At 57.5% G+C, this 22,269-nt stretch carries 20 protein-coding genes and 1 pseudogene; 17 read left to right on the top strand and 4 right to left on the bottom strand.

Annotation, left to right across the window (positions count from 1 at the left end; translation table 11 throughout):
* Positions 1-189 precede the first annotated feature (189 nt).
* The 15 genes from ampH to Q5705_09285 all read left to right on the top strand — a co-directional run bounded on the left by ampH (position 190) and on the right by Q5705_09285 (position 16,377).
* Positions 190-1,347, top strand: a complete 1,158-nt coding sequence (gene ampH, locus Q5705_09355) for a D-alanyl-D-alanine-carboxypeptidase/endopeptidase AmpH (GenBank protein ID WLI78723.1) — start codon at positions 190-192, stop codon at positions 1,345-1,347.
* Between the two features lie 119 nt (positions 1,348-1,466).
* Positions 1,467-2,438: a porphobilinogen synthase gene (hemB, locus tag Q5705_09350; GenBank protein ID WLI78722.1), complete on the top strand. Its 972-nt coding sequence runs from the start codon at positions 1,467-1,469 to the stop codon at positions 2,436-2,438.
* A gap of 143 nt (positions 2,439-2,581) precedes the next feature.
* A complete protein-coding gene (locus tag Q5705_09345; GenBank protein WLI78721.1) occupies positions 2,582-4,303 on the top strand; it encodes a GNAT family N-acyltransferase in 1,722 nt (573 codons plus the stop codon).
* A gap of 225 nt (positions 4,304-4,528) precedes the next feature.
* Positions 4,529-5,905: an ethanolamine permease gene (gene eat, locus Q5705_09340; protein WLI78720.1), complete on the top strand. Its 1,377-nt coding sequence runs from the start codon at positions 4,529-4,531 to the stop codon at positions 5,903-5,905.
* 9 nt (positions 5,906-5,914) lie between these two features.
* Complete coding sequence (locus Q5705_09335) at positions 5,915-7,303, top strand: ethanolamine ammonia-lyase subunit EutB (GenBank protein ID WLI78719.1); 1,389 nt, start codon at positions 5,915-5,917, stop codon at positions 7,301-7,303.
* Positions 7,300-8,073: an ethanolamine ammonia-lyase subunit EutC gene (gene eutC / locus Q5705_09330; GenBank protein WLI78718.1), complete on the top strand. Its 774-nt coding sequence runs from the start codon at positions 7,300-7,302 to the stop codon at positions 8,071-8,073. Before Q5705_09335 ends, eutC begins: the two co-directional genes overlap by 4 nt.
* 87 nt (positions 8,074-8,160) lie before the next feature.
* Complete coding sequence (locus Q5705_09325) at positions 8,161-8,661, top strand: hypothetical protein (GenBank protein ID WLI78717.1); 501 nt, start codon at positions 8,161-8,163, stop codon at positions 8,659-8,661.
* Positions 8,662-8,671: 10 nt separating this feature from the next.
* The gene (locus Q5705_09320) at positions 8,672-9,121 is read left to right on the top strand and encodes a DUF421 domain-containing protein (protein ID WLI78716.1); all 450 of its coding nucleotides are present in this window, start codon (positions 8,672-8,674) and stop codon (positions 9,119-9,121) included.
* Between the two features lie 58 nt (positions 9,122-9,179).
* Complete coding sequence (locus Q5705_09315; protein WLI78715.1) at positions 9,180-9,719, top strand: 2-oxo-tetronate isomerase; 540 nt, start codon at positions 9,180-9,182, stop codon at positions 9,717-9,719.
* A 290-nt stretch (positions 9,720-10,009) separates the two neighbouring features.
* Positions 10,010-11,038, top strand: a complete 1,029-nt coding sequence (locus Q5705_09310; GenBank protein WLI78714.1) for an aminoglycoside phosphotransferase family protein — start codon at positions 10,010-10,012, stop codon at positions 11,036-11,038.
* On the top strand, positions 11,035-12,306 hold the full coding sequence (eno, locus tag Q5705_09305; GenBank protein ID WLI78713.1) for a phosphopyruvate hydratase: 1,272 nt from the start codon (positions 11,035-11,037) through the stop codon (positions 12,304-12,306). Before Q5705_09310 ends, eno begins: the two co-directional genes overlap by 4 nt.
* A gap of 120 nt (positions 12,307-12,426) precedes the next feature.
* A complete protein-coding gene (gene tcuC / locus Q5705_09300) occupies positions 12,427-13,737 on the top strand; it encodes a tricarballylate/proton symporter TcuC (protein WLI78712.1) in 1,311 nt (436 codons plus the stop codon).
* 73 nt (positions 13,738-13,810) lie between these two features.
* Positions 13,811-14,773 (top strand): D-2-hydroxyacid dehydrogenase, encoded by a 963-nt coding sequence (locus tag Q5705_09295; GenBank protein ID WLI78711.1) that lies wholly within the window; start codon positions 13,811-13,813, stop codon positions 14,771-14,773.
* 27 nt (positions 14,774-14,800) lie between these two features.
* Entirely contained in the window at positions 14,801-15,583 is a 783-nt protein-coding gene (locus tag Q5705_09290; protein WLI78710.1) for a fumarylacetoacetate hydrolase family protein, read from the top strand.
* Positions 15,584-15,612: 29 nt separating this feature from the next.
* Positions 15,613-16,377: an HpcH/HpaI aldolase/citrate lyase family protein gene (locus Q5705_09285; protein ID WLI78709.1), complete on the top strand. Its 765-nt coding sequence runs from the start codon at positions 15,613-15,615 to the stop codon at positions 16,375-16,377.
* Positions 16,378-16,447: 70 nt separating this feature from the next.
* Here Q5705_09285 and Q5705_09280 read toward each other — a convergent pair whose 3' ends face one another.
* Positions 16,448-17,467 (bottom strand): LacI family DNA-binding transcriptional regulator, encoded by a 1,020-nt coding sequence (locus Q5705_09280; protein ID WLI78708.1) that lies wholly within the window; start codon positions 17,465-17,467, stop codon positions 16,448-16,450.
* A gap of 167 nt (positions 17,468-17,634) precedes the next feature.
* Between Q5705_09280 and Q5705_09275 the strand changes: the two genes are divergently transcribed.
* Together Q5705_09275 and Q5705_09270 are read left to right on the top strand one after the other, a co-directional pair.
* A complete protein-coding gene (locus tag Q5705_09275; protein ID WLI78707.1) occupies positions 17,635-19,017 on the top strand; it encodes a D-arabinono-1,4-lactone oxidase in 1,383 nt (460 codons plus the stop codon).
* A complete protein-coding gene (locus tag Q5705_09270) occupies positions 19,014-19,850 on the top strand; it encodes a glycosyltransferase family 8 protein (protein WLI78706.1) in 837 nt (278 codons plus the stop codon). Before Q5705_09275 ends, Q5705_09270 begins: the two co-directional genes overlap by 4 nt.
* 195 nt (positions 19,851-20,045) lie before the next feature.
* Here Q5705_09270 and Q5705_09265 read toward each other — a convergent pair.
* The 3 genes and pseudogenes from Q5705_09265 to Q5705_09255 form a co-directional block, all read right to left on the bottom strand.
* Positions 20,046-20,381: pseudogene (locus Q5705_09265) on the bottom strand (iron chelate uptake ABC transporter family permease subunit).
* Entirely contained in the window at positions 20,381-21,199 is an 819-nt protein-coding gene (locus tag Q5705_09260) for a hemin ABC transporter substrate-binding protein (GenBank protein WLI78705.1), read from the bottom strand. The pseudogene Q5705_09265 and the gene Q5705_09260 overlap by 1 nt, the downstream one beginning before the upstream one ends.
* The gene (locus Q5705_09255; protein ID WLI78704.1) at positions 21,196-22,248 is read right to left on the bottom strand and encodes a ChuX/HutX family heme-like substrate-binding protein; all 1,053 of its coding nucleotides are present in this window, start codon (positions 22,246-22,248) and stop codon (positions 21,196-21,198) included. Before Q5705_09255 ends, Q5705_09260 begins: the two co-directional genes overlap by 4 nt.
* Positions 22,249-22,269: the final 21 nt, after the last annotated feature.

Below are 22,269 nucleotides of genomic sequence, written 5' to 3'. Positions count from 1 at the left end.
GCCTGACTCCTGCGTTAGGAAAACAGGAGCTTATCACAGCCCGTTGTCCCCGCCGCCCCAGGGAAAAATTTTCATATTCATCTATCGTTACGGATTAGGAAGAAACAATACGCTTATTCGCCCTTTGCAACGACGCGCTAAGTAGTATAAATACGCTCTATCTTTCCCAGTAATTAATGGATCCCTTCGTTGAAACGTTGTCTGCTTTTCTCCGCGATGTTGTGTGCGCTGAGTGTGACCAGCGCCCGGGCGGCGCAACAATCCCCCGACCCGGAGTTTGCTTCAGATATTGTCGATCGTTATGCCAACCATATCTTTTACGGCAGCGGCGCGACCGGCATGGCGATGGTGGTGATTGACGGAAATCAGCGCGTGTTCCGCAGTTTTGGCGAAACCCGTCCGGGCAACAATGTGCGCCCGCAGCTGGATTCGGTTATTCGTATCGCCTCGCTTTCCAAATTGATGACCAGTGAGATGCTGGTAAAACTGCTCGATCAGGGCAAAGTGCGGCTCGACGATCCGTTAAGCAAATATGCCCCGCCTGGCGCACGCGTGCCGACTTACCAGGGCACGCCGATTACGCTGGTGAACCTGGCAACGCACACCAGCAGCTTGCCGCGCGAACAGCCCGGCGGTGCGGCGCATCGCCCGGTGTTTGTCTGGCCGACACAGCAGCAGCGCTGGAACTGGCTCTCCACCGCCACACTGAAAACCACGCCGGGCACGCAGGCGGCCTACTCCAACCTGGCGTTTGATCTGCTGGCCGATGCCCTTTCGCAGGCGGCGGGTAAGCCTTATCCGCAACTGTTTGAAGAGCAAATTACCCGCCCGCTGGGGATGAAAGACACGACATTTACCCCGTCGCCGGATCAATGCAAGCGCCTGATGGTGGCCGAGAAAGGCGCCAGCCCGTGCAACAACACGCTGGCGGCGATTGGCAGCGGCGGCGTCTACTCCACGCCTGGCGATATGATGCGCTGGATGCAGCAGTTCCTCTCTTCCGACTTTTACACCCGCAATGCGCAGGCCGATCGCATGCAGACGCTGATTTACCCGCGCAATCAATTGACCAGGGTTATTGGTATGGATGTGCCGGGCAAAGCCGACGCGCTCGGTCTGGGCTGGGTGTATATGGCGCCGAAAGAGGGCCATCCGGGGATCATTCAGAAAACCGGCGGCGGTGGCGGTTTTATCACCTATATGGCGATGGTGCCGCAGCATAACGTGGGCGTCTTTGTGGTGATCACCCGTTCGCCACTGACACGCTTTACCAGCATGAGCGACGGCGCAAATGACCTGGTCAGCGAGCTGAGCGGCAATAAACCGGTGGTCATCCCCGCGTCCTGATGCCCGGCGGGGTGGGCGGTGTTGCTGCCTGCCCCGCGTTTAACGGCGATTTTGGTAAAACATCGGTTTATATTTTCGGCTACAATACCGCCATCTGTTCCATAAATATCAGGCATACCATGACCGATTTAATTACCCGTCCTCGCCGCCTGCGTAAGTCCCCTGCGCTGCGCGCCCTGTTTGAAGAAACAACACTGACAAAAAACGACCTGGTGTTGCCTATTTTTGTTGAAGAAGAGCTGGATGATTACCAGGCCATCACCGCCATGCCGGGTGTGATGCGCATTCCGGAAAAATACCTCGCGCGTGAAATTGAGCGCATCGCCAACGCCGGGATCCGCTCGGTGATGACCTTCGGTATTTCGCACCATACGGATGAAACCGGCAGTGATACCTGGCAGGAAAACGGCCTGGTGGCGCGGATGTCGCGCATCTGCAAAGAGACCGTGCCGGAAATGGTGGTGATGTCCGATACCTGTTTTTGTGAATATACGTCCCACGGCCACTGCGGCGTGCTGTGCGATCACGGCGTCGATAACGACGCCACGCTGCTGAACCTCGGCAAACAAGCGGTGGTGGCGGCAGCGGCAGGCGCGGATTTCATTGCCCCGTCGGCGGCAATGGACGGCCAGGTGCAGGCGATCCGCCAGGCGCTGGACGCAGCGGGCTTTACCGATACCGCCATCATGTCTTATTCCACCAAGTTCGCGTCGTCCTTCTACGGCCCGTTCCGTGAAGCGGCAGGTACGGCGCTGAAAGGCGATCGCAAAACCTATCAGATGAACCCGTTGAACCGCCGCGAAGCGATCCGCGAGTCGCTTATTGACCAGGCGGAAGGGGCAGATTGCCTGATGGTGAAACCGGCGGGCGCGTATCTGGATATTCTGCGCGATATCCGCGAGCGCACCGAGTTGCCGCTTGGCGCGTATCAGGTGAGCGGTGAATACTCGATGATCAAGTTTGCCGCCCAGGCAGGCGCGATTGATGAAGATAAAGTGGTGCTGGAAAGCCTGAGCGCGATTAAACGCGCCGGTGCGGATCTTATCTTCACGTATTTCGCCCTCGATCTCTCCGAACGCGGCCTGATCTGATCGCTGTAAAATGCCGGAGGGTGGCTATCCGGCTTACAACGATCTCTGCTCACGTCTTTGAATTGTCATATCTTCATTGTAATGAAATGTAAGCGTCATCTTCTCCCGCTACTGTCATCGGCAAGACGGGAGGAGAAACCACCATGTTTAGTCTCGACAGCGTACTTGAGGATCTCTGGCCGCAGGCCAGACCCGCGCCCTGGCAAAAAAATCTGCTCAGACGCCTGTTTTACGAACAGGAGTTCCAGCAATTCGCCGCACGCCACCGCCACCTGAAAGGGCTGGATATGGTGGAACAAGTCTTCGACCACTTACACATCCGCTGCACCATTCCCGCTCACGACCTTGAACAAATCCCCGAACACGGCCCGCTGGTGATTATCGCCAACCACCCAACCGGCACGCTGGATGGCATGGCGCTGATGTATGCCGTCTCGCGCGTGCGCCGCGATGTGAAAGTGGTCACCAACCGCATGCTGACTCATCTGGAACCGCTAAGCTCGCTGTTTATCCCGGTGGATAATATGGGCGGGCGCACGCGTAAATCCTCCTTACAGCAGATGGAAAACCACCTGCAAAGCGGCGGCGTGCTGATCTTCTTTCCGGCAGGGGAAGTCTCCCGCCTGACCCGCAAAGGCATCCGCGATAAAAGCTGGCACGCCGGTTTTATCAAACTGGCGAACAAATTCCGCGCCCCGCTGCTGCCCGCCTGGATTGATGCCCGCAACAGCGCGCTGTTTTACGCCAGCGCCATGGTGTCGGGAACCTTGCCGTTGCTGCTGTTGATGCAACAGATGTTTCGCCGCCAGAACAGCAGCCTGCCGATCAAAATTGGGCAGCGCATTCCCTGGGATAGCTGGCACGCAAGCGCACTCGCGCCACGCGAGCTGGCCGATAAGTGTCGCCAGCATGTCCTGCGTCTTGGCAAGGGATTGCCCGGCCCGTTCAAAACCGAGTGCGCGATTGCCCGCCCGGAAGACAGGGCCACGCTGCGCCGTGAACTTAACCACGCCGAGTGCCTTGGGCGCACGGCAGACGGCAAAATTATCTACCTCTGGCAGCGCAACGGGCAGGAAGACGCGCCGCTATTGCGTGAACTCGGTCGGCTGCGGGAAATTGCCTTCCGTGCGGTGGGTGAAGGCAGCGGTAAACGTCGTGATACGGATAAATATGACGACGATTACCTGCATCTGATCCTGTGGGATGACGCCGATCTGGAAATCGTGGGCGCATACCGCTTTACGCCAACCGCGCCACAACTTGCCGCCCACGGCCCGGAAGGGCTCTATAGCTACAGTCTGTTTCATTACGATGAACGCATGGCAGACGTGCTGCGCGAAGGGCTTGAGCTGGGGCGCAGTTTTATTCAACCGCGTTACTGGGGTCGGCGCGGGCTGGATTATTTATGGTCAGGTATTGGCGCGTATCTGGCGCGCTACCCGCAATACCGCTATCTGTTTGGCCCGGTCTCTATTTCCGGCGGCATGCCGCCTGCGGCGCGGGATCTGCTGGTGGCGTTCTACCGTTTGTGGTTCCCGGCCACCTGGCCGCTGGCTTCATCGCGTCGCCCGTGGCCAGCCACCTTACCCGAAGTGCTCGCCCAGTTTGGCGGCGAAGATTACACCGACGATCTGACGCGCCTGAAATCCTTGCTGGGCAATCTGGGCTGCGGCATTCCACCGCTGTATAAACAGTACTCTGAACTGTGCGAGCCCGGCGGCGTGCAGTTTATCGACTTCGGCTGCGACCCGGATTTTAACAACTGCGTTGACGGTCTGGTGCTGGTGGATTTAACCCGCCTGAAAGCTCACCGGTATGAGCGTTATATTGGGACACATCTGGCACCGTTGCCGGATGGCGGCTAACGCCTTATCCGGCCTACAGAATGGAGTAACGTAGGCCGGATAAGCGCAGCGCCATTGGGCGGTATTGTCCGAATATTCACTTTCACCAATGCAGGGCAGCGTGCACCAAAATGCTGCCCGCTTTTCTCGCCTTCTTCTCTCAACCACTGAATCCACGCCCTTTGCGTTTCTGGCACTGCCTTTGCACATCTTTACGAACAGCGTTCAATGGCGAGGCAGTCAATAATGAGTACACAAACAACACTTAAAAGAACACTCGGCAGTTTCCGTTTATGGGGCATTGCCGTCGGGCTGGTGATTTCCGGCGAGTATTTCGGCTGGAGCTACGGTTGGTCGCAGGCGGGCACGCTTGGCTTTCTGATTGTCGCCCTGCTGATTGCCGCCATGTACTGCGCCTTTATCTTCAGTTTTACCGAACTCACCACCGCCATTCCCCATGCCGGTGGCCCATTCGCTTATGCCTACCGCGCCTTTGGGCCAACGGGCGGGTTTATTGCCGGTTTTGCGACACTGATTGAATTTGTCTTTGCTCCACCGGCTATCGCCATGGCGATTGGCGCCTACCTGAATGTGCAGTTCCCGACGTGGGATCCCAAATGGGTGGCCTGCGGGGCGTACATTATCTTTATGACGCTGAATATTCTTGGCGTCGGCATTGCCGCCACCTTCGAACTGATTGTCACCCTGCTGGCGATTTTCGAGCTGCTGGTATTTATGGGCGTGGTCGCCCCGGGTTTCTCCTGGAGCAACTTTACCGCCAACGGCTGGGCGGGCGCAGAGAGTTTCAGCGGCCTGGCGCTGCCGGGCATGTTCGCCGCCATTCCATTTGCTATCTGGTTCTTTCTGGCGATTGAAGGCGCGTCAATGGCGGCAGAAGAAGCCAAAGACCCCAAACGCACCATTCCCCGCGCCCTCGGCGGCGGTATTCTGACCCTGACCGTGCTGGCGGTCGGCGTGATGATCTTTGCCGGTGGCGTCGGCGACTGGCGTGCGCTGTCGAACATTAACGATCCCCTGCCGCAGGCGATGAAAGTGGTGGTGGGCAACAGCAGCGGCTGGCTGCATATGCTGGTGTGGCTCGGCCTGTTTGGTCTGGTGGCGTCGTTTCACGGCATCATCATGGGTTATTCACGCCAGATTTACTCCCTGGCGCGCGCCGGTTATCTCCCGGCGAGCCTTGCGAACCTCAACCGTAAAACCCGCACGCCGCATCTGGCGATCCTCGCTGGCGGCGTGGTCGGTATTGCGGCGATTTTTTCCGACTCGCTAATCACCATCAGCGGCATGCCGCTTACCGCCTGTATTGTGACGATGTCGGTATTCGGGGCTATCGTTATGTATATCACCTCGATGGCGGCGCTGTTCAAGCTGCGTCGCAGCGAGCCGAAACTGGAAAGGCCGTTTAAAGCGCCGCTGTTTCCGTTTGCGCCCGCGTTTGCACTGGGCATGGCGGTGATCTGCCTGGTGGCGATGGTGTGGTACAACACCCTGCTGGCGCTGATTTTCGCCATCATGATGCTGGGCGGTTATTTGTGGTTTCGCAAAACGGCTCACGCGCGTGGGCGTGCTGAAATGGACCCGCAACTGCGTGCGATCTCCTGAGGAGACTCAATGTATAAAACCACTCTGGCGCACCGCACGTATTCGTTCGCCAGCCTGAAAGAACTGCTGGCAAAAGCTTCCCCGGCGCGCTCCGGGGATGTGCTGGCAGGCGTTGCGGCGCAATCGGCTGAGGAGCGAATGGCGGCGAAAATCGCCCTTGCGGATCTGCCGCTGCGCGCCCTTCTCGACAATCCGATAATTCCTTATGAAGAGGATGAGGTCACCCGCCTTATCATCGACACCCATGACGCGGCGGCTTTTGCCCGCATTCGCCATTTAACGGTGGGCGAGTTTCGTGACTGGCTGCTGGCCGACAGCACCGACACCGCAACACTCAGCCAGATTGCCCCGGCGGTAACGCCGGAAATGGCCGCAGCAGTCAGCAAACTGATGCGCAACCAGGATCTGATCCTCGCGGCCAAAAAATGCAGCGTCATCACCCGCTTTCGCAACACCATTGGTCTGCCGGGGCACCTTAGCGTACGTTTGCAGCCCAACCACCCGACCGACGATCTAAAAGGCATCGCCGCCAGTATGCTTGATGGCCTGTTGTATGGCGCGGGTGATGCGGTGGTCGGCATTAACCCCGCCAGCGACAGCCTGCCGGTGCTCGACAAACTGAACCATATGATGGCGGATATTATTGACCGCTTCGCCATCCCCACCCAATCCTGCGTCCTGACCCACGTCACCAACACCTTGCAGTTGATCGAGCGCGGATCGCCGGTAGATCTGGTGTTCCAGTCCGTTGCCGGTACGGAAGCGGCCAACAGCGGTTTTGGCATCAACCTTGCGCTGTTACAGGAAGCCCATGACGCCGCGCTGAGCCTCAAACGCGGGACGCTCGGCAATAACGTGATGTATTTCGAAACCGGCCAGGGCAGTTGCCTCTCGGCGAACGCCCATTTTGGCGTCGATCAACAAACCTGCGAAGCGCGCGCTTACGCCGTGGCGCGCCATTTTAAACCGCTGCTGGTCAATACCGTGGTCGGGTTTATCGGCCCGGAATATCTCTATGACGGCAAACAGATCATCCGCGCCGGGCTGGAGGATCACTTCTGCGGCAAATTGATGGGGCTGCCGATTGGCTGCGATGTTTGCTATACCAACCACGCCGAAGCGGATCAGGATGATATGGACACCCTGCTGACGCTGCTGTGCACCGCCGGGCTGACGTTTTTGATTGGCGTACCGGGCGCGGATGACATCATGCTCAACTACCAGAGCACCTCGTTTCACGACGCGCTCTACGCCCGCCGTCTGCTGGGGCTGAAACATGCGCCTGAATTTGCCGACTGGCTGACAAAAATGCAGATTATCGACAGCCACGGCCAGTTGCGCCTCACCGGCGCGAACCATCCGCTGCTCACCGTGTTGCCACAAGGAGCGCACGCATGAACCCACCCGATGCCTGGTCACTGCTGCGCGAATTTACCGATGCCCGCATCGCGCTCGGGCGCAGTGGCGCAAGCCTGCCAACGCAGGAAGTGCTCAACTTTGGCCTCGCCCATGCCCAGGCGCGGGACGCCATCCACCAGCCGTTTGACAGCGAAAGCCTGGCTGTTCAACTTCACGAGCTGGGGCTAAAAACCCTGGATGCCCACAGCGCGGCTCCCGACAGGCACACCTATCTTAATCGCCCGGATTTAGGGCGCATGTTAAGTGACGAAAGCCGCGCCCGGCTTACCGCCAGCCGCCCGGCGGCCCATGACCTGCTGCTGGTGATTGGCGATGGGCTCTCGTCCCACGCGGTACATCGCCAGGCGGTGCCGCTGATTGCGGCGCTGCTGCCGTATCTGTACACGCTGGGGATTTCCCTGGGCCCGATTGTGCTGGCGCACCAGTCGCGCGTGGCATTGGGTGATGACATCGGCGAAACGCTCGGCAGCAAAGCGGTGGCGATGCTGATTGGCGAGCGCCCGGGGCTGTCATCACCGGATAGCCTCGGCGTTTATCTCACCTGGAAACCGGCGCGCACACGCATTGAGTCTGAGCGCAACTGCATCTCCAATATTCGCCCGGAAGGGCTGAAGTTTGACGCTGCCGCCTTTAAGCTCGCCTGGTTGCTGGAGCAGGCCTTTTTGCGCCGCCTTACCGGCGTGCGTCTGAAAGATGAGAGCGACAACCCGGCGCTACACGGGCGCGTCACGCCCCGCCTTTCTCAGTAAATTCCTAAGCGCTTCACAACGAAGCGCCCTTTCTTCGCGCCTCATCTACACTCTACACGTGACTTTTAGCGATCCCGTGGAGGGCGCATGGCGCAAAAACAGCATCAATACCCGGTTGTTGATAGCCCCTTCTGGCTGCACATTGAAATGCTAATGCAAAAAGGCGGGGCCATTATTCTGCTACTGATTGTGGTTGCCGCGCTGGGCGGGCTGTTTTCCCGGGGCTGGCTCAGCGCGAAAACGGCCAGCAGCGCCGACCACGCGCTTACCGTGCATTACGATCGTTTTGCGCGATTACAAAGCGATATTGATATGCAGCTCACCGCCAACCCCGCCCAGGCAAACCGTGCCGTTTTTGCCCTCGGTGGGGATTTTATGCAGGATTTCGAGATCCGCACCCTGCAACCGCAGCCGCTGAAGATGTACAGCCAGAACGGCGAACTGGTACTGGAGTATGCCCGCCCGCAGGCGGACAAACCTTTCACCGTGTGGCTCGGGCTAACGCCACAGGGCGTGGGCAGCAGCGACGCGCAGATTTCCCTTAACGGCGCAGCGCCGGTGGCAGTGAAACAATTTATCTGGCCATAAGGAGAGAGCAATGGACATGGTTTTGCGGGCGGTGGCTATTTATCTGGTGCTGATGGTGGTGTTTAAAATCGCCGGTCGGCGCGCGTTATTGCAGATGACCTCGTTTGATTTGATTTTGTTGCTAATCATCAGTGAAGCCACCCAACAAGCGCTGCTGGGCAATGATTTTTCCGTCACCGGCGCGGCGCTCACCATCATCACGCTGGTGGTAGTCGATATCCTGTTCGGCACGCTGAAAAAGTATGTCAAAGGCGCGGAAAATTTTATTGACGGCACGCCGGTGGTGCTGGTGGAAAACGGCGAAATGCTGGCAGAAAACATGCGCGAAGCGGATATCACCCGCGACGATATTATGCTGTCGGCGCGTAACAACCAGGGCATTGTCTCTCTGGCGGAAATTAAATTTGCCATCCTCGAGCGCAATGGACATATCTCCATCATCCCCAAAAGTTCGGGCTAAAAGTGAGCTGCTATACTTTTGCCAGGCTTATGTGAACTTTCGGATGTAAGTGGCTGATATGAAGATTGAAAATACGACCTCAATAAATACCGGGAAGGTTAACGCGCTGCTGGCGCAACCGGTCAGTGCACTGGCGGATAGCTTAGGCACGTTGCTGTGCGAGAAAGGGCTGCGCGTGGCAACGGCGGAGTCCTGCACCGGCGGGCAAATTGCCACCGCCCTGTGCGCCTGCGAAAGTACGCCGGATTTTTACGGCTGCGGGTTTATCACCTTTACCGATGAAGCCAAAAGCACCCTGTTGCATGTGAAAGCGCAAACCCTGGCGCGCTGGACGGCGGTAAGCGAGCAAACGGCAACGGAGATGGCGCAAGGCGCCTGCGATGTCAGCCATGAACCGGTGAGCATCGCGGTAACCGGTTATACCGGGCCAGACGGCGGCGAAGATGGCACGCCTGCCGGTACGGTGTGGTTTGGCTGGGGGTTGCCGGGCCGCGCGCCCGTGACGTCAAAATGCCATTTCGATGGCGATACTAAAAGCGTGATTGAACAAGCAGTGAAATATGCGCTGGCGGCATTAATCGTATTATTAAACGATTAATATTTTTATCTCCTCATCACGCTTCGTTAATGCCGAACCGTTGCTGTTCGGCTTTTTTATTTTTAATTCCCCGCAGTGTTCCCGCCTTAAAAGCAGGCCAAATTAGCACGTAATTTAATAAATATGATAGCGATCACATTTATAAATTATTAAATAAATCAATAAGATAAATTTAATAAACGTTAATTTAGACAAATCACATAATAATTACAAAATTCGTTGATTGACCGATTGTGCACACGTGTGCATAAAATCAGGCATTCCTGAGTAACACAATAATGTGGGGATGCATGGAAACGCCTTTTAACGATCTTTCAGCGAATCAGGATGCTATTCGCGCGGTATTACAGCGCATGGCATTAATAAGCGATGAACAAACCCTTGAGGTCAGCCCGCTGACTGGCGGTGTCTCGTCGACGATTTTAAAAATCCGTACCGCAAACCAGCAATTTTGCCTGAAGCAAGCCTTGCCAACGCTCAAAGTGGCGAAAGAGTGGCACGCGCCGCTGGAGCGTGTTTTTGCTGAAATCGACTGGATGAAAACCGTGGCGGCGATTGTGCCGCAGGCGGTGGCGCATATTCAGGGCGTCGACAAAGAAGCGCTCTGCTTTGTGATGGATTACCTGCCCCCGGAGCAGTACGCCAACTGGAAATCCCGCCTGCTGGCAGGGGATATCGACGTGGATTTTGCCGCCTCCGTCGGCGGCGTGCTGGGGACTATCCACCAGCACACGGCGAATAACCCGGCGCTGGAAAAACAGTTTGCCTGGGACGATAACTTTTTCTCCCTGCGTTTAGACCCCTATCTGGGTGAAATTGCCCGCGCCCATCCGCGCTATCGCGAGCACGTTATGGCGATATTAACCCGGACGCAAACCACCAAACGGGCGCTGGTGCATGGCGATATCAGCCCGAAAAACATTCTTTGCGGCCCTGATGGCCCGGTCATCCTTGATGCCGAATGCGCCTGGTATGGCGACCCGGCATTCGATCTCGCCTTTTGCTTAAACCACTTCTTGCTAAAAAGCGTGATTGCGCCCACCGCCGCGCAAAAAGCAAACCTGCTGGCGGCCTTCGCGGCGCTGTATCAACGCTATTTCCAGGAGGTGAACTGGGAAGATCCCAACGCGCTTGAAGCGCGCGTGGCGACATTGCTGCCGTGTCTGCTGCTTGCCCGCGTTGATGGCAAATCGCCGGTGGAATACCTCACCGCACTACAGGCACGGCACGTTCGCGTGGCGGCCTGCACCCTGTTAGAGAACCAGGTTACGCGCCTGCAAGCGATTCAATCATTCTGGAAGAAGGAGGTAGGGTTATGAGTCGAATTAAAAACGTACTGGGGCGGCGGATCTGGGATTCGCGCGGCTGGCCAACGGTGGAAGTGGAAATCCACCTGGAAAACGGCGTGATGGGGCGCGGCCTGGCGCCAGCGGGCGCTTCCTGCGGCAGCCTCGAAGCGGTGGAACTGCGCGACGGCGGCACAAAACTGGCGGGCAAAGATGTGCAACAAGCGCTGCACAACATTACCCACGAAATAGCGCCCGCGCTGGCGGGACTCGATATCCACGACCAGCCGCTAATTGATAACACCCTGCTTGAACTCGACGGCACCGGCACCTTTTCCCGGCTGGGTGGTAATGCGGCAGTGGCCTGCTCAATGGCCGCGCTGAATACGGCGGCGAATAACGCCGGCTTACCGCTGTGGAAATACCTGGCGGGCGATGCAAACGTGGCGCTGCCGCTGCCGCAGATTCAGATTTTTGGCGGCGGCGCGCACGCCGGGCGGCGCATCGATATTCAGGATTTAATGGTGATCGCCAACGGCGCGAGTTCGTTTCAACAAGCGCTGGAAATGACCGCCGAGGTGTATCACAGCGCCGGGCGGATTATGAAGCAGCGCGGTCATTTGAGCGGCGTGGCGGATGAAGGCGGCTGGTGGCCGGAATTTACCAGTAACGAACAGGCGCTCGATACGCTGGTAAAAGCCATTGAAGGCGCGGGTTTTATTCCCGGCGAGGACGTTTCCATCGCGCTGGATATTGCCTCCTCCGAGTTCGGCAAAAACGGGCGTTACCGGCTGGCGCTGGAATCCACGGAATATGACTCCGACGGCATGTGCGAATTACTGCTCGGCTGGCTGGATAAATACCCGATTAGCTCGATTGAAGATCCGCTGGCGGAAGATGATGAACAGGGGCTGATCGCCTTTACCCGCGCCGCCGGTTCGCGAGTGCAAATTGTCGGCGATGACTATTTCGTCACTAACGCGCAGCGCGTCAAGGCGGCGGCGCAAAAAGGCGCCTGCAACGCGGTGTTATTAAAAGCCAACCAGGCGGGCACCATCAGCCAGTTACGCAGCGCGTTCAGCGAGGCGAAAAAAGCCGGGTTCGGCACTATTGTTTCTGCGCGTTCCGGTGAAACGGAAGACCACATGATTGTGCATTTAGCGCTGGGTTTAAATGCCGGGCAATTAAAAGTCGGCTCCATTACCCGCGCCGAGCGCACCGCAAAATGGAATGAAGCGATTCGTCAGGAAGACACCTGGGGGCTGGCATTTTTTGGCGTAAATGCCCTTAACCATAAATAAATAATTTTTTTAAATTTCCCGATTACGTGAACAGGCGTGCCCTACACCTGAATTCCTGCAATGTCTGTTCTGGTTGTATGAGTTTTTCAAAATTGTTTTTACAAATTAGAGGAGATTCAGATGACCCAGTTCAGTGACGCGGCTGTACCCGCCGCGAGAAAGAAAATTCAGGTAAAACCCATCGTCCAGGTGGGCGCGGGTAACGCCCTCGAAATATATGACTTTATGGTATACGGCTATTACGCCCGCTATATTTCGCAGGCTTATTTCCCGTCCGATAATGAATATGTTTCGTTAATGCTCACCTTAATGACGTTCGCCTTAGGCTTTTTCGCAAGGCCATTCGGCGCCATTATTTTAGGGGCGTATACCGACCGCCACGGACGACGCAAAGGGTTAATTATGGCCCTGACATTAATGTCGATTGGTATTCTCTGTATTGCCCTGACACCGACCTACGCTTCAATCGGTATTGCCGCACCGATCATTGTGATATTTGGCCGTTTGCTTCAGGGCTTCTCCGCCGGGGCGGAACTGGGCGGCGTGGTGGTTTATCTGGCGGAAATCTCGCCGCCGAACCGCCGCGCGTTCTACACCTGCTGGCAGGTTGGTTCCCAGCAGTTTGCGGTAATGGCAGCGTCGCTGATTGGTCTGGTGATGCTCTACACCATGGAAGTAAAAGATCTGCATGACTGGGGCTGGCGCATTCCGCTGCTGATTGGCTGCGCGGTGATCCCATTGATGTTCTGGCTGCGTACCAATCTGCAAGAAACTGAAGTCTTCGCGAAAAAGAAAACCACGCCGACGGTAAAAGAGATCTGCCGCAGCCTGGTCACCGGCTGGCGGGTGATTGTAACCTGCATGGGAATGGTGGCGATGGCAACAGTGACCGCCCAGACCGTCACCACCTATGCGCCCACCTTTATCAAAAGTCTTAATCTTGGCGAACACGTTGGCTTTATCACCCTCTTCTTCGTTGGCCTGTCGATCCTCTTCTGGCTGCCGATCACCGCGATGATTGCTGACCGGGTAAACAGAAAAACCATGTTGATTGTCGTCACACTGGTTGGCGCGCTCTCCGCCTGGCCGCTGCTCTCGTGGCTGGCGGCGGACCCGACGGTGTTTAAGTTTGTGGTGTTTGAACTGTGGTTCTCGTTTATGTACGCCTGCTACAGCTCCGTGCAGGTGGCGGCGATGGTCGAGCTGGTGCCAGCCCATGCGCGTACTGCCGGTTACTCCTTTGCGCAGGCGGTCGCGGCGGCGGTGCTCGGCGGGTTAACCCCGGCTATCTGTACCTGGCTTAACCACACTTTTAACAGTAACGCGATGGTCGGCGTGTGGCTGGGTTTCAATGCCGTGCTGAGTTTGATTGCGGTACTAACGCTGGATCACAAACAAACCGCCATTAACCAGCGTGTTGAATTGCATTAAGAAAGTGCTTACCTCACGGCAGTACATCGGCTAGCTTGATGTACTGCTGATAAAAAAACCAGATGGGTAAATTATGAAAATTGTTGTGTTAGATGGCGGTGTACTCAACCCCGGCGATCTCGCCTGGGACGGGCTGCAACAACTGGGCGAAGTGACTGTTTATGACAACACGTCGGCCGATGAAACAGTGGCGCGTCTGCGTGATGCTGACGTCGCCATCACCAATAAAGTGACGCTCGGCGAGGCCATCTTCAGCCAGTGCCCGACGCTGAAATTCATTGCCGTGACCGCCACCGGCTACAACATCATCGACCTGGCGGCGGCGCGCGCGCATCACGTTGCGGTTTCCAACGTCCCGACTTACGGCACCTCGACGGTGGCGCAATTTACCACCGCGCTGATGCTGGAGTTGTGTAACCGCGTGGGCGAGCACGACGCTGATGTGCACGCGGGCGGCTGGAGCAACAGCCGCGAATGGTGCTACTGGCTAAAACCGATGATCGAAGTAACGGGCAAAAACGTCGGCATTATTGGCTATGGCCGCATCGGTCAGGCTTTTGGCACGATTGCCCAGGCGCTTGGCATGAACGTGCTGGCCTGCTCTGAAGGAGCGCAAAGCGTGCCGGAAAGCGCGCAACTGCGCTATGTCGACCTCGATACCCTCTACGCCGAAGCCGATGTTATCAGCCTGCACTGCCCGCTGACGCCGCAAACCAAAGGCATGATTAACCGCGCCGCGCTGGCGAAAATGAAAAAAAGCGCGCTGCTGCTGAATGCGTCACGCGGCGATCTGGTGAATGAAGCGGATCTCGCCGAGGCACTCAATGCAGGCCGTATCGCTGGCGCAGCGGTGGATGTCCTTTCTAAAGAGCCGCCGACGGCGGATAACCCGCTGCTGAGCGCCAAAAACTGCGTCATCACGCCGCACATTGCCTGGGCATCGGTTGACGCACGCGGGCGCATTCTCGCCACCACGGTCGATAACGTGAAAGCCTTTATTGCCGGGCAGGCGCAAAACCGCGTCGATCAGAAGTGATGTTTGCCAACACCAGGAGAATCAAGCGTGGAAAATAACATACAAAAAGCGGGCGACCTGCTACGCAAGGCGCAGCAAATCGGCGTTGCGGGTAAACCGATTCACGACATTGTCGGTGATAACGATATCGACACCGCCTACCGGGTGCAGGCGTACAACCACCAACAGTGGCAGAACGCCGGTCGCCGTCTGGTCGGGCGAAAACTGGCGCTGACCAACAAAGCGGTGCAACAACAGTTTGGTATTTCCCAGGCCTGCCACGGCTTTATTTACGCCGACACGGTGCTGAGCGACGGCGCGGAAATCACCCAGCGGGCGCTCAGCGACCAGCGCGTGGAAACGGAAATCGCCGTGGTGCTGAAAAAAGATCTCATCCACAGCCAACACACGGTGCTTGATGTGATCGACGCCTGTGACTATTTGCTGGCCGCGTTTGAGATTGTCGACAGCCGGGTAATCGACTGGAATGTGAACGCCTGCGATTTTGTCGCCGACAACACCTCCGCAAGCCTGGTGGTGCTCGGTACTAAGCCGGTCTATCTGAAAGATTGCGACATCACACGCTGCCAGATGGTGACCTGGCGCGGCGATGACGTGGTTTCCGAAGGCGTGGCGACCAACTGCCTCGGGCACCCATTACAGGCGCTGGCCTGGCTTGCTGATGAGATGGTACGCGCAGGCAGGCCACTTCGCGCGGGTGAGTTTGTGATCACCGGCGCGATGGGCCCGGCGATTTCGGCCAAACCGGGCGACGTGTTCAGCGCGGAATTGAGCGGTATCGGATCGATTGCCGTCAGCTTCGCCAAATAACAACCCACTCCTCAGTGGTAAGGATGGTTATGGAACTTGCAAAAAATCAGTTCAAACAGTCGCTGAAAAACGGCGAACTCCAGCTTGGATTGTGGACTCAACTGGGCAGCGCCATTACTACCGAGATCCTCGCGGGCTGCGGCTATGACTTTATCGGCCTTGATGCCGAGCATGGCCCAAGCGACTACCTCGGCATCTATGCTCAGTTGCAGGCGTGCAAAGCGGGCGGCGCGTCACAGCCTGTGGTGCGCATTCCCAACCACGATATTTCGCTCATCAAGCGCTATCTCGACGCCGGGGTAAACACGTTGATGGTGCCGCAAGTGGACACCGTCGGGCAGGCCAAAGCGCTGGTTTCTGCCGTGCGCTACCCGCCGCACGGCGTGCGCGGTTATTGCGGTGCGCCGCGCGCTTCCGGGTTTGGGCGGATTAAAAATTACGCCACCGCCTGCGACGCCGAAATCTGCCTGGTTGTGATGCCGGAAACGCGGCAGGCGCTGGAGAATATCGAGGCGATGGCCGCCATCGACGGTGTGGATGCCTTTTTTATCGGCCCCGGCGATCTCGCCGCCAGCCTCGGCTACATCGGCCAGCCGCTACACCCGGAAGTGGTGCGGGTGATTGAAGAGACCGGACGTCGGGTGCAGGCGGCGGGCAAAGCGGTCGGCATTCTCTGTAATAATGAAGCGCAAACCCGCCGCTACATTGAGCTGGGTTTCCAGATGGTTGCGATTGGCTCCGATCAGGGCTTATTAACCAGTGGAGCGGAAAGATTGCTGGCAACGTTCAGATAGATTCCTCGAAGCATGTATGATTGGCACCTTATTCCGGATGTAAGCCGCGCTTGCATCCGGTTTTTTGCCTTTAGCGCCGGGAAGTCGAATCGCCTGGTCTGAGCGTCGGGGAAAAAATGCGGCTGTCGGTGGTGGCATAGAAGTTTTCCGGTGCCACGGGAACATCGGCCTGCATCAGGCGGCGGATAATCGCCACGCAGGCATCGGCAATCTCTGTTTCCGGCAGCGTGATGGTGGTTAATTTCACGTCCAGCAACGCGCCCCACTCCACATCGCCATACGCCACCAGCGATAAATCCTGCGGGATGCGAATATTGAGCGCTTTTGCCGCCAGTAAAATCGACATCGCATAGCGCGGGCTCCCCAGCACCAGCGCGCTGGGCGGGTTGGCCGAGGCCATAATGCGTTTAAACGCTTCGCCGCCGAACTCCGCCTGCGGCGGGCCGAGTTCGATAATGTCGCTGAGCGCGGTCTGCTCGTCACCGCTGAAAGTATGCAAAAAGCCCCGTAACCGCTCAGCACCGGTACTGAGCGCCTGTGACGAGCCGATATAGCCGATGCGCTGATGACCCAGATCGCGCAAATGCTGCACCGCAAGGGCGATACCGGCGCGGTCATCAATGGCAATCACCGGCGCGGATAAACTGGAGTGGCGGCGCAAAAGCTGCACGGCGTTGGTGCGGGTGAGCAGATCCTGCGTTTCGACCAGCGGCGCGGCGGTGGGGGCAAAAATAATGCCGTCCACTCGCGCGGTCAGCAGACGGCGCAGCACGGTGTGTTCCATTTCCGGTTTATCGCCGGTGATGGCCAGCATCATTTGCCAGCCGTGTTCGGCGGCCTGGTGGGCGATGGCATTGGTCAGCGTAATAAAGAAGTCGTTCTGGATATCCGGGATAACCAGGCCAAATGCGCCGGTGCTGGCATTACGCAGCGCTCTGGCGGCGCTATTGGGAATATAGCCGTACTCTCTGGCGGCTTGTAAGACGCTGTTTTTAGTCGCCTGGCTGATGGCGGGATGATCGTTTAACGCCCGGGACACCGTGGTATGTGATAAGCCCAACATCGCAGCCAGTTTTTTTATTGTCACCACGTCAGCTCCCTATCGTCTTTTGGCGCTAAGAATATCAGCCCCCGGCGTGAATCTCGCTCTATTTTGCGCATAAGAGAATTATCGTGAGAATACGCGACAAACTTCACACTTTTCTGTGATGCGCTACGCTTGATTTATCATCATAAAAATTGAGCAAGGAGTTGCCAATGACAACAACGCAGGCGCTTTTTCCCCGCCGCCTTCCACAGCAACAGATTGAATCATCACAACTTCTTAACTGGGCAAAAAATGCAACGCTGGCCCCAGGCGAGGCGGTATTTTCCCCGGAAGATGAAACCCAGTTGCAGCAGGCGATTGCCGCGGCGACCGGGCGCGTGCGCATCATGGGCAGCCGGATGTCTCCGGGCAGAATGCTGGCGCTGAGTGAGCCTGACGATACGCTTATTGATCTCTCCCGCCTGCGCGGTGTGCTGGATATTACCGATGACAGCGTTACCTTTGCCGCTGGCACGCTTTTGCATGAGGTGTTTGAAACGCTCACCGCCATGAACCGGATGCTGCACGCCTCGCCGGGGGTGATTGATTCGCAAACCCTGGCGGGCGCTATCTCCACCGGCACACATGGTCAGGGCATGGCGCAAAGTTCGCTTGCCGACGAAGCGCTGGCTATCCGGCTGGTGGACGCTGCCGGTCAGGTTCACGATATCGACCGCCAGCACCCGGCGTTTGACGCCGCGCAGTTAGGGCTGGGTACGCTGGGGGCGATTACCGCCGTGACATTACGTACCCGCCCGTCAACGCTGTTTACCTGTTTTAAAAGCGCCAGCAGCGCAGATACTTTGGCGGAAGATCTTATCGCCTGGAATCAGGAGTGGGCGTTCAGCAAAGCCTGGTGGTTCCCCGATGAGAACAAAGTTCACGCGTGGAACGCCCGTGAAGCCAATGAAAAAGAGCGCACATTGTGGCATGAGAACCACAGCAATCTGGTCGAGATGGAAGAGACGGACGAGCAGATGAATGCCACGGTCGACAAGACCCTGGAACAGATGCGCGATGACACGCAGATTGTGGATGAAAACGGCAAACCGTTTCGCACGGTGACGCGTTTTAAAGATTTTTCAGATGTGATCGGCGATATCTACCAGGTGTTTTGCCGGGGCATCGCGACGCCGCAGATTAATATTGAAATCGGCATTCCGATGTCGCGTATGCCCGCCGTAATCGCGCGCATGAAAGCATGGCACAGCGCCTCGCAACCTCATATGCACTACCCGATTATTTTGCGTTGCACTGGCGCATCCAGCGCCTGGTTAAGCCCGGCCTGGCAGGAGCCGACCTGCTTTTTTGGTTTTGTCGTCTATTACGCTGCTGATGGTTCTCTTTCTGAAGACGGCACGGCATTTTTACGCGCGGCGGAACAGTTGCTGGCTGAAGAAGGCGGCAGGCCGCACTGGGGCAAATATTTCGACCCGACGCTGTACGACTGGCCGACACTTTACCCGCAGTGGGCAGAGTTTCAGGCGGTGCGCCGCCGCTTCGACCCTGACGGCAAGTTCCTGAATACCTTTATGGCGCAGGTGATGTCATGAGCGCCGCGTTCGCCTGGGTCACCCTGTTAACGCAGCCGGAATATGTGCCCGGCGTGGAAGCGCTGCAACGCTCGCTGCGCAAGTGTGGATCGCCGTGGCCGCTGGTGGTGATGGTGACGGAAAAGATTAATGCCGCCACGCGCCAGCATTTGCGGGCGCAGGCGTGCGAGGTGCGTGAAGTACCGGTTGTTGGCCCCAATCCCGCGCTTGTCCACCGTTACGCCAACGCACGCTTCGCCGAAGTGTGGAGCAAGCTGGCGGTATGGACGCTGACGGAGTATCAGCGCGTCGCCTTTCTTGATGCCGATATGCTGGTGGTGCAAAACATGGATGAGGTATTTGAGCTGCCGCTCGCCGAAGGCACCCTTGCAGCATGCCATGCCTGTCGCTGCAATCCCAACCAGATTGCGCGCTACCCGGCAAGCTGGCGGCCGGAAAATTGTTACTACAGCTGGTGCGAAGATCCGCAGATGAACGCCTCGCCGCCCGCGTCGGTGGATAATTATCTGAACGGCGGTTTTCTGGTGCTGATACCCGATAAGGCGGTGTATCAGCAAATGATGGCGCGACTGGCGGCGAAGGAGGATATCTCCGACTGGGTATTCGCCGAGCAGGATTTTCTCAATGAGATGTTCCGCGACCGCTGGCTACCGCTGCATTACGGCTATAACGCGCTAAAAACCCTGCCGCTTCAGCACCCGAGAATGTGGGATCTCACGCGAGTGAAGAATATCCATTACATCATCGATAAACCGTGGCACAGACACCCGCAACCGGGGGATAAATATTACGATCTGCATCGATTGTGGTGGGAATACGCAGGCACGAAATAGGGCCGGCGGCTAGCGGCCAGCACAGTATTTGCAGGCCGGATCAGGCGCAGTTCACAGCCGCCATCCGGCATGGATTATTTATGCCGAAAGAAAGATATGCGGGGTGTTGCCGCCGGGATGAGTGCCGACATGCACTTCTGCGCCGTACCACCGGGTGATGGCGTCAGGCTGAAGCACTTGCTGCGGTGTGCCCTGCGCCACCAGCGCCGGAACCGACAGCGGCAACACCAGCCAGCAGGCAACCACCAGCGATGCGCCGCTGCTGATGCCCAACAAACCCGGATCGGCGAGCGGGTTGCGAAACAGCCCCTGCATAACACAGCCGGAAAGAGCCAGCGCCGCGCCGACCAGCAGCGCCAATAGCACGCGCGGCAGGCGAATGGTCAGCCAGATCTGGCGCAGTATCTCATCGCCGCTATGCCACAGGCTGGCGAGCGGCAACGACATTGCCCCTTGCGTGGTAGCCAGCGCCGTCAGCACCAGCAGCAGAAGCAGTAATCCCCAGAGCGTACGTGAAACCGTGCGGTTCATCAGGGCAACCGCTCGGCTTTTTTGCGCAGTTCAAGCAGCGCCTGGGGTGTGCGTAAACCAAACCCCAACAAAGCCATATCGTCTACCATCAATACCTGCTTGTTGCGCCCGGCAGGCGTCTGCGCAAGGCCTGGCAGTTTCCACAGATTCGCTTCTCCCCCTAAGCTTTTTACACCGTCGGCAGAAATCACCACCAGATCCGGTTGGCTGGCGATCACCCCTTCCTGCGACATGCCGCGATAATGGGTAAACCCCTGCATAGCGTTGTGCAACCCGGCTGCGTGGATCGCGCCATCGGCTGCGGTATCTTGCCCGGCGACCAGCGCGCCCATCCCGCCGTGGCTGAGAATAAACAGCACCCGCTTGTTCAGTGGCTGCGTAGGTAGCGCGGCGATATCCGCCGCCAGTTTTTTACGCAGGGCGGCACTTTCCGCCGTTTTGCCGATCGCGCCGGCGATAATCGCCACTTTTTTATCAATGTCGGCAAGCTGATACCCGCCCGGCACCGGCACCACATTGACGTGGTTCTCCTGCACTTTTTCCAGCACCAGTGACGGCTGCGCCTGGTTGCTTGCCAGCACCACATCGGGGCGCAGCGAGAGGATACCTTCGGCATTAAGCTGGCGGACGTAGCCGACATCCGGCAGTTTTTGCGCCTCCGCCGGCCAGGTACTGGTGCTGTCGCGCCCGACCAGTTGCGCCTGCGCGCCCAGCCCGTAGATGATTTCCGTGATATCACCGCCGAGCGTAACGATTTTGGGCGCCACGGCATTAGCGACCAGCGGCAGCGCCGCCAGCAGAAGTAACAGTTTTTTCATGACACTCTCCCCTGCTGCGCCAGCGCATCGATTTGCATCCGCCAGCGGGTTTGCTCCGGCTGGCCTTCGCTGCGCTGGCCGTAAAACTGGGCAATTTGCGTCCCGTCTTGCGCAAACAGCTCAAGGCTGGTGACGTGGCCGTCGGCGGTCGGCTTGCGCGTCACCCAGCTTTCATGGATGCCGATGTCGCGTAAGTGCAGCGTGAACTTTTCATTGAAGATGTTGAGCCAGTCTTTCATGGGGGAGAGCTTCTCCAGCACGCCGGTAAAGATCTGCACACAGCCGCGATTGCCGACGAACACCATGATTTCATTGCCCTCTTTAGCGACGGTTTCCAGCAGGCTTCGCACCGCGTGGTTTCCGACCCGGCAAGCCAGATCGTCGCCCACCAACTGGAAAGCCTGCTGGCGCGAGACGTTATGTTTTTTCAGCAGGCCAAAAAACTGATGCACATCGGTCATCGCCCGCCACTCGTGCTCCAGCGCATGGGCATCCGGTTTAGGCGCATGCTGTTTTACCTCCGCTGGGGACGTGCTTAACGCCAGTTCGCGTCGGGCGGTAAAGCGCTCGACCACTTCATCCCAGATCCCCATGTCCGTTTCTGCGGTGGCGTAAACTTTCAGCAGCGCATCGCCCTGGCGATCGAAAAATTGAATGCTGCGCCGTTCGCCGCGCGGCGTGCTTTCCCGCAGATGAAAAACCGAAGCCCACTGGCTCATAAACAGGCGCAGATCGAGGGCGCGCGGGTTCAGCACCAGCCCGGCGCGATCGCTGATATGTTGATTGGTAAAGCTACCGGTTTGCTCGTGCACCGCATACTCATTGCGGCAGATGCATTTGGTTTCACCGACCATTTCCAGCGCTGAGAGGATATCTCGCATTGCCCCATCGAGGCGTACCGCATCGTACCCCACCCGGGCCTGGGTTAATTCCGCTTCGCTTATCGCCAGTTGGTTGGCAATGTCGCGGGCATATTTCGCCGGATCCAGCGCTTTAACGGTCTGATATTGCTGTAAAAGAGCAGCGTAATCTTTACTTGAAATAGTCATATTATTCACATCCTCTATGAT

This window comes from Kosakonia sp. H02 (assembly GCA_030704225.1).
GTDB lineage: Bacteria > Pseudomonadota > Gammaproteobacteria > Enterobacterales > Enterobacteriaceae > Kosakonia.
Note: the sequence above shows the minus strand (reverse complement) of the source record. Positions and strands in the feature narration are given on the sequence as shown.

What these genes read in the sequence shown, in the direction of transcription:
- eutC (WLI78718.1), top strand. Translation starts at nt 7,300, where the DNA reads ATGAACCCACCCGATGCCTGGTCACTGCTGCGCGAATTTACCGATGCC.
- Q5705_09275 (WLI78707.1), top strand. Translation starts at nt 17,635, where the DNA reads ATGACAACAACGCAGGCGCTTTTTCCCCGCCGCCTTCCACAGCAACAG.
- eno (WLI78713.1), top strand. Translation starts at nt 11,035, where the DNA reads ATGAGTCGAATTAAAAACGTACTGGGGCGGCGGATCTGGGATTCGCGC.
- hemB (WLI78722.1), top strand. Translation starts at nt 1,467, where the DNA reads ATGACCGATTTAATTACCCGTCCTCGCCGCCTGCGTAAGTCCCCTGCG.
- Q5705_09345 (WLI78721.1), top strand. Translation starts at nt 2,582, where the DNA reads ATGTTTAGTCTCGACAGCGTACTTGAGGATCTCTGGCCGCAGGCCAGA.
- Q5705_09310 (WLI78714.1), top strand. Translation starts at nt 10,010, where the DNA reads ATGGAAACGCCTTTTAACGATCTTTCAGCGAATCAGGATGCTATTCGC.
- Q5705_09325 (WLI78717.1), top strand. Translation starts at nt 8,161, where the DNA reads ATGGCGCAAAAACAGCATCAATACCCGGTTGTTGATAGCCCCTTCTGG.
- tcuC (WLI78712.1), top strand. Translation starts at nt 12,427, where the DNA reads ATGACCCAGTTCAGTGACGCGGCTGTACCCGCCGCGAGAAAGAAAATT.
- Q5705_09285 (WLI78709.1), top strand. Translation starts at nt 15,613, where the DNA reads ATGGAACTTGCAAAAAATCAGTTCAAACAGTCGCTGAAAAACGGCGAA.
- Q5705_09260 (WLI78705.1), bottom strand. Translation starts at nt 21,199, where the DNA reads ATGAAAAAACTGTTACTTCTGCTGGCGGCGCTGCCGCTGGTCGCTAAT.
- Q5705_09335 (WLI78719.1), top strand. Translation starts at nt 5,915, where the DNA reads ATGTATAAAACCACTCTGGCGCACCGCACGTATTCGTTCGCCAGCCTG.
- eat (WLI78720.1), top strand. Translation starts at nt 4,529, where the DNA reads ATGAGTACACAAACAACACTTAAAAGAACACTCGGCAGTTTCCGTTTA.
- Q5705_09315 (WLI78715.1), top strand. Translation starts at nt 9,180, where the DNA reads ATGAAGATTGAAAATACGACCTCAATAAATACCGGGAAGGTTAACGCG.
- Q5705_09270 (WLI78706.1), top strand. Translation starts at nt 19,014, where the DNA reads ATGAGCGCCGCGTTCGCCTGGGTCACCCTGTTAACGCAGCCGGAATAT.
- Q5705_09255 (WLI78704.1), bottom strand. Translation starts at nt 22,248, where the DNA reads ATGACTATTTCAAGTAAAGATTACGCTGCTCTTTTACAGCAATATCAG.
- Q5705_09320 (WLI78716.1), top strand. Translation starts at nt 8,672, where the DNA reads ATGGACATGGTTTTGCGGGCGGTGGCTATTTATCTGGTGCTGATGGTG.
- Q5705_09295 (WLI78711.1), top strand. Translation starts at nt 13,811, where the DNA reads ATGAAAATTGTTGTGTTAGATGGCGGTGTACTCAACCCCGGCGATCTC.